Raw genomic sequence first — 15,848 nt, forward strand, 5'->3', positions numbered from 1 at the left:
GGAAATGACTAATTACTAAGCACTGATTCTTAAACGGCGTGGGTAGGGGATGCGTGTTAGCGCACCCAGCCTTCGCCGACGGGGAGTTGGCCGCGGCCCACGACGGTGTAGTCGGTCTTGCCCATGGCACCTTCGAGCTTCAGGCCGATCTGGCTTTTCCAGACTTTGCTCATGCTCTCGGCGGTGTGGCAGCCCCAGCTCTTGCAGTAGGCGTCCTTGGCGAAGATGGAGCTGCGGATCTTGGAGAGGTCGCGCTCGTGAATCCATGCGGTGCAGGCGGCCATGACGGTGCTGCCGTAGTCGAGCATGAAGCAGTGGCGGTTCGAGTGGCCGAAGTAGTCGAAGGTCTGGACGGAGCCGCGCGGGCGATTGTTGATGGCGGCGATGGTACTGGAGGTGCTGTCGGTCCAGACGAGGGTCACCTTGCGGGCGCGGGCGAGATCGGAGATCCAAGTGGTGTAGGGCTTGCTGTCCTCACGGCCGCGGTCCTGGTAGCCGGGGCGGTAAACGATCCAGACGATCGGGGCGCTTTCGCCGTAGGCCTTGCGGATCTCAACCATGCGGAGGGTGGAGGCGCGGATGAAGTTCGCCCACCAGCGGTCGTGCTGGTCTTGGGGCACGCGGAGGTTCTCCCAATGCCGCAGGGCAGGGCCGCCCGTGAGGATCACGTGCTCCGCCGAGGCGAGCGAGATCAGGGCGAAGAAGGAGAGAAGCGCGAGGCGCAGCGGGCGAAACATGGCGGGATTGTAAGGATCAGCGAAGCGCTGGCAAGGGGTGGTTTGGTTCGTTAGGGGGGAATCCGAGAGGGGGGGATGGGGCGAGGATTTAGCCGCGAAAAGGCGCAGAAGGCGCGAGAATCTGGAAGGGGGATTGTTGGCGCAAGCTTTGTCCGAGACGGATGTCTGGCTCGTCAGAAGGACCTCCGAAGGTACGGTTATTCCGCCGAATTGTAGTTTCCATCCGACAGCTTCCTGCGGTTCAGGTGCTGGAGCAATTCGGTGCTGTCTATCTTGAAATCTGCCAAGTCTGACCAGCTTCTCTTCCGTTCTTTCCGGGCCGGAGATTGGACTAATTTTTTAGTGCTAAGTCTTTGGTCCAGATCGAGGCAGGCAACCACAAAGTTTCCTTCGGGAACTTTCACGAAGAAAACGGCCGAATCGGTGGTGGGAAAACAACGGAAGTGGCCGACTTTTTTGATCTTCCAATCCAAGTCGGTCTCGAAAAGGAAGGTGAATGACTGCTTGGCCGGTAACCCGTCCAAGTAAAAGTGGAAGGTTTTCGGTTGGCCTGTTGGTCGATCAGACGGAGTGAGAGCCTTGGTCCAATCTGCCACTTGGTAGCAGGTTAGGATTTCACAGAAGGCACCAATCCCGGTTTCTTGGACCTCGATCTCGGCGACGAAGCCCTTTGGAGGGAGGGCTTCAGGCTGCTTCTCTTTGATCCAAGGAGTTCCGGCCAGAACTCCATCTTCAGTTAGGGTGATGAAGCGCCGCGTGTCGTCTTCTCCGGGGGAAGCCAGGCTTGAGGAGAACGCAGTAAGAGCGAGGAAGCACATCACTCCGATGGCGCGGAGCCGGGAAAAGTCTCTACGGGCCTGAGGAAGCATCTGGAGCTGGGACTGAATTCAAATCCCAGATTAGAGAAGGAGGAGAGAATTCACAAACTCGAAACCATGGGCGTTGCGGACTAAAGTCCGCGCTCCCGGGGGCTAGCGCTGGACCTGGTAGTGGAGGACGGCGAAGGAGTGGCCGAAGGTTTCGGCGGAGAGGAGCTTGAGGGGCGGGGTGACGATCTCCCGCGGGAGGAGGGGGGCGCCGGAGCCGAGGGTGACGGAGGCGATGGAGACGATGACTTCATCCAGGAAGCCGGCATCGTGGAACTGGCCGACGAGTTCGCCGCCGCCGACGATCCAGATGTTCTTGCTGCCGGCTACGGCGGCCATGTCGCGGTGGACGGGAGTGACATCGCCGCGGACGAAGCGGATGTCCGCGCCCTCCACGGGCGGTAGCTCGCGGGTGGTGAAGACCCAGGTGGGCACCTGATAGGGCCAGGGCTGGTGCATCTTCGACTCCGGGGAGAGGAGGTGCTCCAGGATCCACTCGTAGGTGGTGGAGCCCATGGCGATGGCCCCGACCTCCGCGAGGAAGTTCTGGTAGTGGGACTCATCGACATCCGTGAACTGGAAGAGCCAGTCCAAGGAGTTCTCCGGGGTGGCGATGAAGCCGTCTAAGCTACTAGCCGTGTAGTACTGGGTGCTCATGGCAGGGCGGCGGCCATTTTTTCCAGTCCTTCGAGCATGCGGGCGCGGGTGCAGCCGAAGTTGAAACGGATCCAGCCGGGCCAGCCGAAGAAGGCTCCATCCGAAAGGAAGAGTCCGGCCTTCTGCTCGAAGTATTGGGCGGGGTTCTCGACGCCGAGTCCGCGGGCATCGATCCATGCGAGGTAGGTGGCTTCCCCGGGGACGATCTTGAGCACGGGCATGCGCTCGGCGATGAAGGTGTCCAGCACTTCACGATTGCCGCGCAGGTAGGCGAGCAGTTGCTGACGCCATGGCTCGCCGTCGCGGTAGGCGGACTCTGCGGCGTAGTAGGAGAGCGCGTTGATCTCCGAGAGGGTATGGCCGCGCTGGGCGCAGAACTTGCGGCGCACGCCATCGTCCGGGATGACCGCGAAGGCATAGCCGAGGCCGGCGATGTTCCAAGTCTTGCTGGGCGAGAGCAGGGTGATGGTCTTCTTCCGCAGATCCTCCGGGAGCTGCAGGGCGGAGAAGTGCGGGGTCTTCTCCGCATCCAGCACGAGATCGCAGTGGATCTCATCCGAGACGAGGATGAGGTCGTGCTTCACGCAGAAGCGGGCGAGTTGCTCGACTTCCTCGCGGGTGAAGACGCGGCCGAGAGGGTTCTGCGGATTGCAGAGGATGAAGATCCTGGTTTCCGACGTGACCGCCTGTTCCATGGCCTCCCAATCGAAGGTGTAGAGGCCATCCACCAGCACGTGATCGACGGTGATCAGTTTCGCGGTGCCATCGTGGTGGACATTGATGAAGGGCGGATAGACCGGGGTGCAGGTCATGAGCGCCTCGCCATCCCGGCAGAAGGCGCGGCCCGCGAGCGAGAGGGCGGGGACGAGGCCGCCGAGGTGGACGACCTGCTCGCCGGGGACGGTGACGCCGCGCTGATTCGCGAGGTAGAGGTCGATGGCTTCATTCAACCCGGCATGGGCCTGGGCGTAGCCGAAGACGCCATGATCGATACGGGCATGCAGGGCCTCGATGATCTCCGGGGCGGAGGCGTAGTCCATGTCCGCGACCCAGAATGGATCGAGCTCGGGGCGGCGGTCGAACTTGATGCAGCCGGTGCCTTTCCGGACAATGGGGACGTCGAAGTCGTAGGTCACGCGGGGGAATTAGGCGCATCCGCCCGCGTCAGCAAGTGCGGCTTTCACGCGGCGGTGCCGCCTCAATCCAAAGGATTGGCCTGGTAATTGATATTGAGGATGGCTTCCGAGAGGTGGGCTCCGAAAACGATCAGGGTCAGGCGGGTATCCTTCCGGTCCCAGCTGTCGGAGTTCAATGTCATCACGGCGTTCTTGTCCCTCTTCTGTTCGGTCGGCTTGCCGTGGGTTTTGATGAAACCTGTCCTCAGGGTTTCGAAAAGCGGGAGGATGGCGTCGACGGTGCGATCCTTGTTCTCTAGGGTGAGCATGACCTGATCGAGCTTCTCGCCGAGGAAGTAGAAGTGGGCGGTGAAGGTCTCGCCCTCGATCTTCACATCCGGCAGGTAGAGCTTCTCCTTGGTGCCGGTGGCCAGTTCGCCGGGCTTCCCGGGTTGCTTGAGGCCCGGGATGGCGGTGCGGACCTCGGCCTCGCTCATGCCGGCCTTGGCGCCTTTCCAGAGTTCCTGGGCGGCGAGCGGCTGGAGCATGAGGGCGAGAAGGAGAAGGACAGCTTTCATGGTGAATCGAGGAATTTGGCTGAGGCCCCGGGCATCGCTTGGGAAGCAAAAAGGGCGGCCCGAGGGCCGCCCTTTCGGAGTCAAACTTACTGTCCCTCGCCTTCCTCCAGCGGAGGGATGGCGATCGGCGGGGTGACGGCTTCGACCGGTCGGCGCGGTTGCTGCGGGATGAGGGTGGGGCCACCGGGTGGCATGGCACCGCCGGGGCCGGGATTGCCGGCGGCCGGGGCATCCGGCTTCGCGATCAAATCGGCGCGCTCCTTGATGAGCGGTTGGACGGTGGTGGCGGCGACCTTGAAGGTGCGTCCGGCCAAGGCCTTCTCGGTGGCGAGTCGCTTCTCCAAGGTGGTCTTGCGCTCGGTGAAGGCGGTATCCTTGGCCTTGGCGTCTTCCGGGGTTTCCTTGTCCTCCTTCTTCCGCTCGGCGGGGATCTCGGCACTCACTTCCACGGTCATGAGGAAGGATTCCTCCGGGACCGGAGCTTCGGCGGGGGCACCCGGCTCTTCCTTCTTCGGGAAGGTGGGGGCGAGGGTGATGGTGTAGGTGAAACCTTCGAGGGTCTCGATCTTCACCGTGCGGGCTTCCACGTGATTGCGGATCTCGGCGGCTTCGTCCGCACTCACGACATCGTCGAAGCGGGCGAAGGAGAAGAGGCTCTTCAAGGGAGCGGTGGCGGCGGGATCGACGGCTTCGCCCTCCTTCGCGCCTTCCAGCGTGAACTCGGCATTTTCATCGGCGCGGACCAGTTTCCATGCGACCTCTTCCGGCTTGATGGGCGGGCTGAGGGAGATGCTCTTGATCTTCTCGATTTGGATGAACTGGGGATCGAGCCAGGTCTTCGGCTCGGTGGTCAGGGCGGGGAAGATCTCGCTGATCTTGTAGACCCCGCTGGTGTCCGCGGCATTGCTGACGAAGCGGCCGGAGGTGCCGCCACCCATCATGCTCATCGGATCGCCGGCGGCCTGGACGTTCTTGCCGAAGTTCACCTTGGCGACTTCGGAGCCCGCGTCGTTGGTGAAGACGGCCTGGATGCCGCGATCTTCTTCCTTGGAGGCGGCGGCATCCATGCCGAAGCGTGGCAGGAAAGACGGCTCGCACTCGATGCCCTGGGTCACCTTCACCTCGGTGAGGGTGCGGAGGAACTCTTGCACGGAGGAGAGCTTGGCCGGGTAGTTCTCGCGTTCGGCCACGGACCACTTGCCATCCTTGCGGACGAGGGTGGTGGTGTCCTTCGCGCCCTTGAGCTCGATCTTGGCGACTTGGTCGGCGGGGAATTCCTTGAGGAAGGTTTCACCGTCCGCGCGCTGCATCTTGGTCACGGTGCCGTCTCGATCGCCCATGCGGACGACGATGGCGGCAACGATGAGAAGGATGGCGATGATCCAGAGGACAACGACTTGGCGTTTGTTCATGGCTGGAAGTTTATAAGGTTTGGAATGGGGTTCAGCGGGCGCGGGTGGCGGTGCGGCGTTTCACGAGCAGGCCGATGCCGAAGATGACGACCAGCAGTGGCATGCCGAGGACATTGGCCAAGGTGATGCGACCGGCGATGCCGTCCTTCTCCTTGCGCAGGTCCTTCATCAGCTCGCGCTGCTGCTTCTTGGAATCCACCAGCTCCTGGCGGAACTTGCGGATCTCCGCCTCCTGCTCGGGCGAGAGGAAGAGCTCGGTGCCGGCGGCCTTGGTCTGCTGCATTTCGTTCAGCTTGTTGTTCGCCTCTTGCTCCTTCTTCTTGAGCTCGGCTTCCTTGCCGCGGACCTTGGCGGATGCGGCGGCTTCCAGCTCCTTGATCTTGGTGAAGGGGCGGGAGACGGCGGCGCGGCTGCGGGCGCCGATGAGGTGGGTGGAGGAAGCGGCCTGGTCGACCATGTTCAGCAGCAGGGAGGAGTTCCCGTTCTGCGGGCCGAGGTTCATCATGCGGCCGCCGAAGTTCTGCATGCGGAAGGCGAACTGGTCGAAGAAGGCATCGACATCCGCGATGACGAAGACGTTACCGGGCTTGGTAGCCTCGGTGAGGGAAGCGGGCTTCTCCTCCTTCTTTTCCTCGGGCTTGTCTTCCTTCTTCGCCTCGCCATCGGCGGCGGGCTTCTCTTCTTCCTTCTTCTCCTCGGTGCCGGGCTTGCCCTTCGGGAAGGCGGACTTGAAGTTGCCGGAGAGGTGGACGACGAGGTCGTAGGAGCGATTGCCCTCGAAGCTATCGGCGAGGGCGGGATCGAGACGGGAGGCGCTCATGGCATTGACCAGCCCGGCCTTCGGCGAGGACTTGACCAAGGTGTTCGCCGCGACGCCGCCGCCGGATTTGGTGAGGCCGCCGGGCAGGAAGAAGACCGCGTTGTTCAGGTTCTTCGTGATCACGTTGTCCTTCTGCGGCATGCCTTCCTGGGGGACGGTGAGCACGGCGATGCCTTTGCGGTTGCCGCTCATCTGGGTCTGGTAGTTCTCATCCGCGACGACCTGGGTGTCCATGGTGAGGCCCCATGCGGGGAGCAGGGTGGGGAGAGTGGAGGCCGTCGGAGGACCGCCGCCGCCCATCATCGGATTGCCGCCGCCCATCATCTGTGCGGCCACGGAGAAGGGGTCGACGCAGGCGACCACGGTGCCGCCCTGGAGGACGTATTGGTCGATGGCGAACTCGGCCTCCGGGGTGATATCGGCCGGGTGGATGACCAGCAGGAGGTCGATCTCGGGCTCGATCTTGGCGGGGGTCATGGTGAGGTCGCGGACCTCGTAGAACTGCTGGAGCTGGCGGATGATTTCCCATGCCGGCTGGCCGGGCTGCATCGGGTTCATGCTCGGGCCGCCATTGACGGCAAGGCCTGCCATGAGGCCGATGACCGGCTTGTCGGGGCGGGAGACCTCGGAGATGGAGCGGGAGATCTGGTACTCCAGCATGGTCTCCTGCGCGGGGTCGAGGTAGGGGATGGTGGTGGTGCGCTCGAGGCAGGAGATGGCCAGGCCGAAGAAGAGGTTCTGGTCGTCGAAGCTCTGGCCGCTGATGCCGTCGAGGTTGGCGGAGTCCTCGGCCTCGGTGTCGGGCTGGGGATCGAGCTCGATCACCTGGAGCTTGCCGTTCGAGAGGTTCTTGTACTGGGCCAGCAGGTCGTCCACGCGGCGCATGTGGAGCTTGAGGTGCTCCGGCATGTAGTCGGAACTACGGGTGGCGTAGTAGCGGATGACGACGGGTGCGCCGAGCTCCTTGATGATCTCGCGGGTGCCGTCGGAGAGGGTGTGGACCTTGTCGGCGGTGAAGTCGGCATTGCGGTGGCCGATGCCGAGGCCGGAGACGAGGAGGTTCGAGGCGACGACGATGGCGGCCAGGGCCAGGATCGCGAGAATCGCCCGGGCCATGGGATGTACGGTCTTTGCTTCCGTGCTCATTGGTGTTGGTGATTCGGGATTCGGTTAGGCGCGCTTGGCGGAGACGATGGCGCTGGTGCCGAGGAGGCAGGCGACGATGATGGAGCCGAACCAGACGGCATCCTGGATGCGGAAGGCACCGCGGGCGAGGGAGAGGAAGTGATCCCAGACGCCGAGGGCGGTGATGGCGTTCGAGACTTCCTGCGGCAGGGACTTGGCGAAGACGCGCACGAAGGAATCGAAGGTGCCGAGCACGATCAGGATGCAGATGGCGGAGGAGACGATGAGGCAGATCACCTGGTCCCGCGTGAAGGCGGAGACGAGCAGGGTGATGGCGAGGAAGCAGCAGGCGACGAGGAAGGCGCCGATGTAGCCGCAGAAGATGGTGAGGTTATCGGGGTCGCCGAGCCAGTTCACCGTGATCCAGATGGGGAAGGTGAGGAGGATGGCAACGAGCCAGACGGTGGCGGCGGCGAGGAACTTGCCGAGGATGACGCTCCACATGGAGACGGGCATGGTGCCGAGCAGTTCGATGGTGCCGCTGCGGAGTTCCTCCGACATGAGGCGCATGCCCACGGCGGGGACGAGCACCATCAGCACGAAGGGCAGGTAGGCGAAGAAGGAGTAGGTGAGCGAGGCGTCTCCGACATCGAGGAAGGCCCCGAGGGTGAAGGAGAAGATCATCGAGATGAGCAGGAACACGACGATCACCGCGTAGGCGATCGGGTGGCTGAAGTAGCTGCTCAGCTCCCGCTTGTAGATGGTCCAGGTATTCATTGAGAGGAAAGGGATGCGGGTGGGTTCAGGCGGCGGTATCCAGCGTGGTCACCTTGCGGAAGAGGTCGGTGAGGGAGCCGCTGCCGGACTTGGCAATCAGCTCGGCCGGGGTGCCGTCGACGACGATGCGGCCCTTGTCGACGATGACGGCGCGGGAGCAGGCGGCTTCCACTTCCTCCAGGATGTGGGTGGAGAAAAGGATGGCCTTGGTTTCGCCGAGGCGCTTGATGAGCTGGCGGACCTCGTGTTTCTGGTTCGGGTCGAGGCCGTCGGTGGGCTCGTCGAGGATCAGGACTTCGGGATCGTGGAGGAGCGACTGGGCGAGGCAGGTGCGGTGGCGGTAGCCCTTGGAGAGGGTGTCGATCGACTGGAAGGCGACGCTTTGCAGGAAGCAGGTGTCGATGACGCGGTCGACGGCGTCCTTGCGGGTATTGCCGGTCAGGCCGCGCATCTCGGCGCAGAATTTGAGGAAGCCGGACACCGTCATGTCATTGTAGAGCGGTGCGGATTCGGGCAGGTAGCCTACCTTGCTCTTGGCCTCGGCGGGGCGGTCGATCACGGAGATGCCGCAGATTTTCGCGTCGCCGGAGGTGGGCGGGAGGAAGCCGGTCACCATGCGCATGGTGGTGGATTTGCCGGCGCCGTTGGGCCCGAGGAAGCCGAGCACTTCGCCTTTCCGCACGGAAAACGAGAGGTGATCGACTGCGGTTTTCCTTCCGAACTGTTTGGTCAAGTTCTCGACTTCGATCATGGAGTCTACAGGGTTCTATTCGTCTGCGTGGACGCCTCCGCTAGCGGCGCGGGAGACGGTGCGCGTCTGAAAAAATGACTGTGGCCCGGGTTGGCAAGGGAAAAGGCCCGTCATGAGGAGAGTGGATTTTCAGGCTGACCGGGGGGAGGGAAATGGTTAGACCGGTGGCGATGAGTGTCCCGGAGACCGAGATCAAGCTGGAGTATGAGACGGCTCCCTTCCTGCATTCCCTGTTCGCGAACGACGCGAAGGAGCTGAAGTATCTGGAGGAGAAGCTGGGCGTGCGCACGGTTACGCGGGAGGGATGGATTCTTTTCGCGGGGCCGGAAGCGGAGGTGAAGCGGGCGGCGGCGGTGTTTTCCGATCTGGAGCAGGCACGGCGGCAGGGCTCGGAGATCGCTTCGCGGGACTTCCGGATGGCGGTGGACATGGCGGCGGCGGGGGATGAGGGCTCGGTGAGCGAGCTTTCCGGCGTGCGCCTGCTGGGCCTGCGCGGCCGCAAGCCGGTGGTGCCCAAGACGCCGCGGCAGCTGGAGTATTTGAAGTCGATCGAGAAGAACGACGTGGTTTTCGGGCTCGGGCCTGCGGGCACGGGCAAGACTTACCTGGCGATGGCGATGGCGCTTTCAATGCTGAAGGCCAAGCGGGTGGGGCGGGTCGTGCTGACCCGGCCGGCGGTGGAGGCGGGCGAGGCGCTCGGCTTCCTGCCGGGCGATCTGCGCGAGAAGGTGGCCCCCTACCTGCGGCCGCTCTACGATGCGATCCACGACATGATCGGGCATGAGGAGGGCGAACGCTACCTAGCGGACGGCACGATCGAGATTGCGCCCTTGGCCTTCATGCGGGGGCGGACTTTGGCACGCTCCTTCGTGATTCTGGATGAGGCGCAGAACACGACCCGTGAGCAGATGTTTATGGCGCTCACGCGCTTGGGCGAGGACTCGCGGATGGTGGTGACGGGAGACGGTTCCCAAATCGACCTGAAGCCGAACGTGCCCTCCGGGCTGTTCGAGGCGGAGCGAGCGCTCGGCGGTGTGCCGGGGATTGATTTCGTGAGGTTTAGCGGATCGGACGTGGTCCGGCACCCGGTGGTGGGCCGGATCATTGAGGCCTATGACCGTCATCGGAGTTCTGTCGGTTAACTCGCTGGTAATAAGGATATTTTTTCGATTGAATCGAATGATTTAATCCAATGATTAAGTCTGGTCTGCCGTTACCGGGTATGCCCTACCTAGCGGGTATTTGCGCATTGCAAAAGAGGGGGGGATGGTCTAACCAACTCCCCCGCCGTCGCTGCTGTCGGCCGCGCTAGCAATCCAGTTGCCACACCGTGGGATTCATTGATGCTTTCAAACGCTGGCGTCTGGCACGTCGAGGATTGTCCTCGGGGCGCAAGCGTCGGGTTCATGCCGAGAATGCGGTGGCGATGACCTTGGACAAGAGTCCGTGGGTCCGGCTCTCGCTTTATCTGGTCTTCATCGCTTGGGTGGGTGCCATCGTGCTCCACGTCGGCTCCGAGGTGATGGGAGATCCGAGCGTCGTGGCTCCGGCGGGCGAAAGCTCCTATCCTTCCGCGACCTCGCCTCTGCCGACTCCGTCGACGCTGGGTCTTTTCGGGGTGGTTCTGGCGATCACCGCGGTGTTCGTGCTGCAGACGAATCTGGGCGCGGAGGCCAAGCGGAACGGCCGGATCATCCTGATCCTCGGCGGCTTGGCCGGGCACATGGCGCTGGTGAGAGGAATCTCCGTGATGGTGGATGCCAACTCCATGTCAGGAGACCTGAAGTTCCTGCTGATCCCCTTCGCGCTCACGCCGATGATCCATGCGGTGCTGTTGGGGCGGCCGGTGGGAACCTTTTCGACCATCTATGGGGCGATGTTGGGTTCGCTTGTATTGCCCCTGCATGACCGCCTCCCCTATGTGGCGGTGAGCCTTTGTTGCGGCTTCGCGGCGGTGCAGGCGGTCTACCGGGTCCGCAAGCGGGTGCAACTGCTCCGGGCGGGCGTCTATGCCGGCGTGATCGCGCTGGTGCTCTGCGTGGCCTTCGGCGTGATCGACATCACCCCGGACGCGGGCGACCAGCTCTCTGCCATGAAGCGCGCCGGGCTGAGCTGTCTGGCCGCGCTGGGCATGGGCATCGTGATCGCCCTGCTGGTGAGCGGCATGCTGCCGGTGCTGGAGGGTGCCTTCCAACTGACCACCGACATTTCATGGCTGGAGCTGAGCGACCTGAACCACAAGCTGCTCCGTCGCTTACAGCTCGAGGCGCCGGGAACCTTCCACCACAGCCTGGTGGTCGCCTCGCTGGCGGAGGCCGCCGCGGAAGCGGTCGGAGCGAATGCGGCGATGTGTCGTGTCTCGGCCTACTTCCACGACATCGGGAAGCTGAGCAAACCGGAGTATTTCATCGAGAACCAAGCGGACGGCGCGGACAACCCGCACAGCGCGCTGACTCCCACGATGAGCGCGCTGATCATCATCGCCCACGTGAAGGACGGCGTGGACCTTGCGGTGAAGCACAAGCTGAACCCGAAGGTCATCGACATCATCCAGGAGCATCACGGCGACTCGCTGGTGAGCTACTTCTACCGCCGCGCCCAAGAGCAGAAGAAGGCGGAGTTGGAGAAGGTGGAGAAGGGTTTGGAGAATCCCGAGGACCTGCCGAAGATCGACGAGAAGAACTTCCGCTATCCCGGTCCGCGTCCGCGCAGCCGCGAGAGCGGGATCGTGAGCTTGGCGGACATCGTGGAGAGCGCCTCGCGCAGCCTCAAGAAGCCGACCCCGGCCAAGATCCGGGCGATGGTCGAAGATCTGGTGGATGGTCGGGTCTGTGACGGCCAGTTGTCGAATTGCGTCCTGACCCTGAATGACTTGGCCAAGGTGAAGGACAGCTTCTGCGCGACGCTGCGGAGCATGCTCCACACGCGCATCGACTATCCCAAGGATGACGAGCGCAGCACCTTGGGTCGCAAGAGTTCCTCGGATTTGGAGAAGCGCCATGGCGGTCAACAGGGCTCGAAGACCCAGCCGCTCAAGACGGCCCCGGTCCAGCCCGCTGCCGTGCCCCAGACCCCGAAACCCGCCAACTGAGTCCCATGTGCCCGGAAATCATCGTCGGCAACAATCAGGCCCGCACCGAAATTCCCGAGGCGTGGCTGGTGGCCTTGGAGAAGGGGGGCTCGATGGCGGCGGCGGAGATCCTGGCTAGTCACCTGCATGGTGGCGATGCGCCGCTGCCGGAGCATGAATGCGTGGAGGTGGCGCTGGTGGATGACGAAACCAGTGCGCGCGTTCACGAGCAGTTCATGGGGATCGAGGGTGAGACGGATGTCATCACCTTCCATCACGGCGAGATCGTGATCGGGGTGGAGGTGGCCTTCCGCCAGGCGGCGGAGAACGGCGAGCCGCCTTTGAGAGAGCTTTTCCGTTACATCGTCCATGGCCTGCTGCACCTCGCGGGGCATGAGGACGAGGAAGACGACGATCGCGCGCGGATGGAAGCGGCGCAGGAACCCTTGGTCGCACGGCTATGGCCGGTGGTGGGGGAGGTTTGAGCTTGCTAGGCTTGGTTAGGTTTCGACGGCAAGAAGGGAAGAGTATTGAGGAAAGCTAAACTCCATCCTCAACTTATTTAGTCTCTTCGTGGGGGGCTATATCGGCGTGAACACCTTGGGTTATGTCATCTCTTAACACTGCCTCAGGAACCACACTCTCGATGAATTCCTGCCCATAGACTTCCCTGAAGGTTTCTAAGAACAATGGTTGCTTGATGAGGTCGCGGAATATTGGCCACTGCTGGTAGTTCACCGCCTCGAAATCGGTTGCCGCCTTGAGACGGCGAACCAAGATACAGGCAGTATCGAAGTCGTCGCGTATGAGTAATTCTCCGATCCTCAGGTCGTCAGGCATGGCGGACCAATCCTTGCGGTTGATTACCGCTAAAGCCTTTTCATTCTCTCCCATCCATTTGTAAGCCTGAGCTAGATTGATAACCAAACATCGTTCAAGTCGCTCCAAGAAGACGTTGGGCTTTATAAGGGCGTATTCAATGAGGCGGGCTGCTAGCGAGTGCCGATCGTTTGAAATGAGATCGAATGCCAAGCTGTTTGCGGACTGTCCTGCTAGGTCTTTGTCGCCTTTATAAATCTGAAGCCAAACTCCAAATCCGATTTTCAGTCCTACCGCGTAAACGAGTTCGGCAATTCCAATTAAGTATTCAGACCCGGCATCTAAAGCTGATCCTATCTCGATGCCGTCTGCTAATTTGTATCCGGCTTCTTGGCAATTGGTGATGTAGCGTCGCCCGACCCTTCCGTCATTGTGGACAAAAAGATGTCTGCGTTGTGCTGCTTCCACAAAGCCGGGAAGTTCTTCTTTTAAAAGGTCGGCCGGAAGTCTGTAGGCAGTCTTGAGCTTCTCGATCTGCTCGTAGTGGCTTTTACGCAGGAAATCATCGATATCGTCTTCTATGATTCGCTCTCTGACTGCGGTAAGTCCTCCCATTTTCTCGATGTCCGAGAGGGTGAATGTTTTTCCTGATTGGTCAATTCTGGTGGGGTGGGCAATATATGTTTCTCGTAAGAGCGATGCGATGAAGGCATCGTATTGCGAGATGATTGAGATGAGCAAGCTTCGCTGCATTAGCGATCGGGCTTTAAGTCGCCGAATGTAAAGGCGGTGATGGCGGGAGAAGTTTGGCTTGTCCTCTGGATGGAGCGCGAAGGAGGAAGTCTCTCCTGGATTCTCCGGCATAACCGGCACTAGTCGCTCCATCATCTGATTGATCGGTGCAAAATACTCCTCTGCTTCCCGCTTCATGGCAGTTAAAACAGGGTCGATGGAAACAAGGATTGATTCGACCGACTCAGCGAAGTCCATGATGACCTGCTGGAAATTTCCTTTGTCGTTCTGGTCTTGAGGGGGAGTCACTTGCATGGCGATGTCATTTATCGGAATGAACTATAAGATCAAGACGCCATCACTCAGGATGGGTTGATCCAACTGTTCCCATTCGACACAACAAAAAGGGGCGCGAGACGCGCCCCCTCCTTAGTGTATATTTGCGCACCTCGCGGGACATAAGGACGAGGAAGACGACGATCGCGCGCGGATGGAAGCGGCGCAGGAACCATTGGTCGCACAGCTGTGGCCGGTGGTGGGGGATGCTTGTGCTTGCGCTGACGGGCATCCCTCAGGGACTCTTCTTCAGGGCTTCTGCAAGCAGAGATCTAACCCGTTGCGCGCCGTGGCTGGAGAGGTGGCCGCGATCGTGAAAGAGCAGGTGGCCTTCCGAGTCCCAGAACGGGATCGCTCCGCTCGAGTCGTGGAAGAGGCTCTCCAAATCGATCACGAGAACGCGATCGCTTGCTCGTGCAAGGAGGTCGGCATTCACCACCATGCGCCGGGATTTTTGAACTCCTTCTTCATGGAAGGGTGGTCGTGCACCTTTCCGAATGGCGTCGCGGGTTGCTTCCGGAGGTAGCCTTGGAGGTTGTGTCAGGAGGATGATCCTGCGCGTCAGGGGGCGAAGTTCGTCCAGCGCCCGTTTGAGCCTGATTCCATCGTGATCCAGTTTGCCACTCCACTGGCATGCGATGATGACGAAGTCCGGGGAGTCTTGTCGGACTGCCGCGAGGCTTTGCGACCATAGCGATTCGCCTTCTGGAGTGTCGGCGGAGGCCAAGGGCAGGGGATCTCCGGAAGAAGCGCTCATCACCGTCAGCCGGTATCCCAATTCGTCGGCGAGTTGCTTGGCCATTTGGCCGTACATAGAGCCGTGACTGTCACCCAGTAGCACGACGCTACCCGCACTCCGTGTGCGGTTGAACGTGAGCTTGCCCTTGGAAATGTCCCGGACGTTGAGGTAGTTCCGGTCCCGGATGGCGAGCCCGGTGGGAATGCAGATGGCGAGGCTCGCAACCAGCGCGGCAAGCGCGAACCGGCGTGACGCGGGGCGATTCAATGCTGCTCTGGCCGGACACTCTATGAAGCGGTAGCTCGCAATGGCAAGCGGCACGGTGATTGCGGTTTTGAGGAAAGCCCTGGGAGTCTCTTCAAGCAGGAGAAGCTTGTAGTCCACGAAGGAGAAGACCGGCCAATGCCAAAGATAAAGCGAGTAAGACAGCTTGCCAATCGACACCAGCAAGGGCGCGGCCAAGATCCTCTGGACCCCGCCTCCCCGGGGCATATCCGTGCCTGTGATCACAAGTAGGGTGCCGATCACCGGGAACAGGGCTTGGTAACCCGGAAATCCAGCGGCTTCGCGTATCAGAATGAAAGATGCGACAAGCAAGGCGACCCCGAGCCACGGGAAGAACTTCGAAGCGAGCATCATGCTGGCTCCCGTTTCTTGATGCGAACGTCTCAGGGCGAGAAATCCTCCTGCCAGAAGCTCCCATGCCCGGGTTGGCAAAAGATAGAAAGCCCAAGGGGATCTAAGCGGGGTTATCACCAAGCATGAAGCCAAGCTGACGAGCATCAGGCCGAGTAATCCAATCAGCAGCAATTTGCGGGATCTACGGAGGAGAAGGACCAGCAGAATGGGATAGAACAGATAGAACTGCTCTTCCACGGAGAGCGACCAGCAGTGGAGAAAGGGTTCCGCATCCGGAGAGAGTTCGAAGTAAGCCCCTTGAAGCATCAGCCTCAGGTTGATAACCGAGGCTGCGGCGGTCGCGAGGCTTTCGCCGGTGGACGCGAGATCCTGTGCGGAGTAAATTAGAGCCGCAGCCGCCATGGTCGCGGCAGCCATCACGATGAAGGCGGGGAAAAGTCGCGCGATCCGGCGCTGGTAAAACTTTCCGAGGCTGAAGTTCCCGTGCTGATGTTCAGCCGTGATAACGGCGGTGATCAGGTATCCCGAAAGCACGAAAAACACATCCACCCCGACGAAGCCGCCGGGCAGCCAGGAGGGGTGAAGATGAAAAATAAGGACAGCGAGGATGGCGACCGCCCGCAGCCCGTCGATTGAAGGGCGGTAGGGGAACGAATTCGCCATGATTTTGACGCT

The 15,848-nt window shown here is 61.4% G+C and carries 13 protein-coding genes and 1 pseudogene; 3 read left to right on the forward strand and 11 right to left on the reverse strand.

Annotated features, from left to right (window positions below; translation table 11 throughout):
- Positions 1 to 56 precede the first annotated feature (56 nt).
- The 9 genes and pseudogenes from OJ996_RS09260 to OJ996_RS09300 form a co-directional block, all read right to left on the reverse strand.
- Positions 57 to 737, reverse strand: coding sequence for a hypothetical protein (locus OJ996_RS09260; RefSeq protein WP_264513266.1), 681 nt, complete (start codon positions 735 to 737; stop codon positions 57 to 59).
- Positions 738 to 934: 197 nt separating this feature from the next.
- Entirely contained in the window at positions 935 to 1,606 is a 672-nt protein-coding gene (locus OJ996_RS09265; protein ID WP_264513267.1) for a hypothetical protein, read from the reverse strand.
- Positions 1,607 to 1,708: 102 nt separating this feature from the next.
- Positions 1,709 to 2,260 (reverse strand): dihydrofolate reductase family protein, encoded by a 552-nt coding sequence (locus tag OJ996_RS09270; protein ID WP_264513268.1) that lies wholly within the window; start codon positions 2,258 to 2,260, stop codon positions 1,709 to 1,711.
- The gene (locus tag OJ996_RS09275) at positions 2,257 to 3,396 is read right to left on the reverse strand and encodes a MalY/PatB family protein (protein ID WP_264513269.1); all 1,140 of its coding nucleotides are present in this window, start codon (positions 3,394 to 3,396) and stop codon (positions 2,257 to 2,259) included. Before OJ996_RS09275 ends, OJ996_RS09270 begins: the two co-directional genes overlap by 4 nt.
- 62 nt (positions 3,397 to 3,458) lie before the next feature.
- Complete coding sequence (locus tag OJ996_RS09280) at positions 3,459 to 3,953, reverse strand: hypothetical protein (RefSeq protein ID WP_264513270.1); 495 nt, start codon at positions 3,951 to 3,953, stop codon at positions 3,459 to 3,461.
- Between the two features lie 86 nt (positions 3,954 to 4,039).
- Positions 4,040 to 5,365, reverse strand: a complete 1,326-nt coding sequence (locus OJ996_RS09285) for a DUF4340 domain-containing protein (RefSeq protein ID WP_264513271.1) — start codon at positions 5,363 to 5,365, stop codon at positions 4,040 to 4,042.
- 31 nt (positions 5,366 to 5,396) lie between these two features.
- On the reverse strand, positions 5,397 to 7,331 hold the full coding sequence (locus OJ996_RS09290; RefSeq protein ID WP_264513272.1) for a Gldg family protein: 1,935 nt from the start codon (positions 7,329 to 7,331) through the stop codon (positions 5,397 to 5,399).
- A gap of 24 nt (positions 7,332 to 7,355) precedes the next feature.
- Complete coding sequence (locus tag OJ996_RS09295) at positions 7,356 to 8,087, reverse strand: ABC transporter permease (protein WP_264513273.1); 732 nt, start codon at positions 8,085 to 8,087, stop codon at positions 7,356 to 7,358.
- Between the two features lie 85 nt (positions 8,088 to 8,172).
- Positions 8,173 to 8,838, reverse strand: a pseudogene (locus OJ996_RS09300) (ABC transporter ATP-binding protein); the annotation flags it as partial.
- A gap of 170 nt (positions 8,839 to 9,008) precedes the next feature.
- Between OJ996_RS09300 and OJ996_RS09305 the strand changes: the two are divergent.
- From OJ996_RS09305 to ybeY, 3 genes are all read left to right on the forward strand, one after another.
- Complete coding sequence (locus OJ996_RS09305) at positions 9,009 to 9,980, forward strand: PhoH family protein (RefSeq protein WP_264513275.1); 972 nt, start codon at positions 9,009 to 9,011, stop codon at positions 9,978 to 9,980.
- Positions 9,981 to 10,168: 188 nt separating this feature from the next.
- Positions 10,169 to 11,929 (forward strand): HDIG domain-containing metalloprotein, encoded by a 1,761-nt coding sequence (locus OJ996_RS09310; RefSeq protein WP_264513276.1) that lies wholly within the window; start codon positions 10,169 to 10,171, stop codon positions 11,927 to 11,929.
- 5 nt (positions 11,930 to 11,934) lie between these two features.
- The gene (gene ybeY / locus OJ996_RS09315) at positions 11,935 to 12,393 is read left to right on the forward strand and encodes an rRNA maturation RNase YbeY (RefSeq protein WP_264513277.1); all 459 of its coding nucleotides are present in this window, start codon (positions 11,935 to 11,937) and stop codon (positions 12,391 to 12,393) included.
- A gap of 73 nt (positions 12,394 to 12,466) precedes the next feature.
- Here the strand turns inward: ybeY and OJ996_RS09320 are convergent, their stop codons facing one another.
- A complete protein-coding gene (locus OJ996_RS09320) occupies positions 12,467 to 13,774 on the reverse strand; it encodes a hypothetical protein (protein ID WP_264513278.1) in 1,308 nt (435 codons plus the stop codon).
- 256 nt (positions 13,775 to 14,030) lie between these two features.
- Entirely contained in the window at positions 14,031 to 15,836 is a 1,806-nt protein-coding gene (locus tag OJ996_RS09325) for an acyltransferase family protein (protein ID WP_264513279.1), read from the reverse strand.
- Positions 15,837 to 15,848 lie beyond the last annotated feature (12 nt).

It is taken from the genome of Luteolibacter rhizosphaerae, from assembly GCF_025950095.1.
Taxonomy (GTDB): Bacteria; Verrucomicrobiota; Verrucomicrobiia; order Verrucomicrobiales; family Akkermansiaceae; genus Haloferula; species Haloferula rhizosphaerae.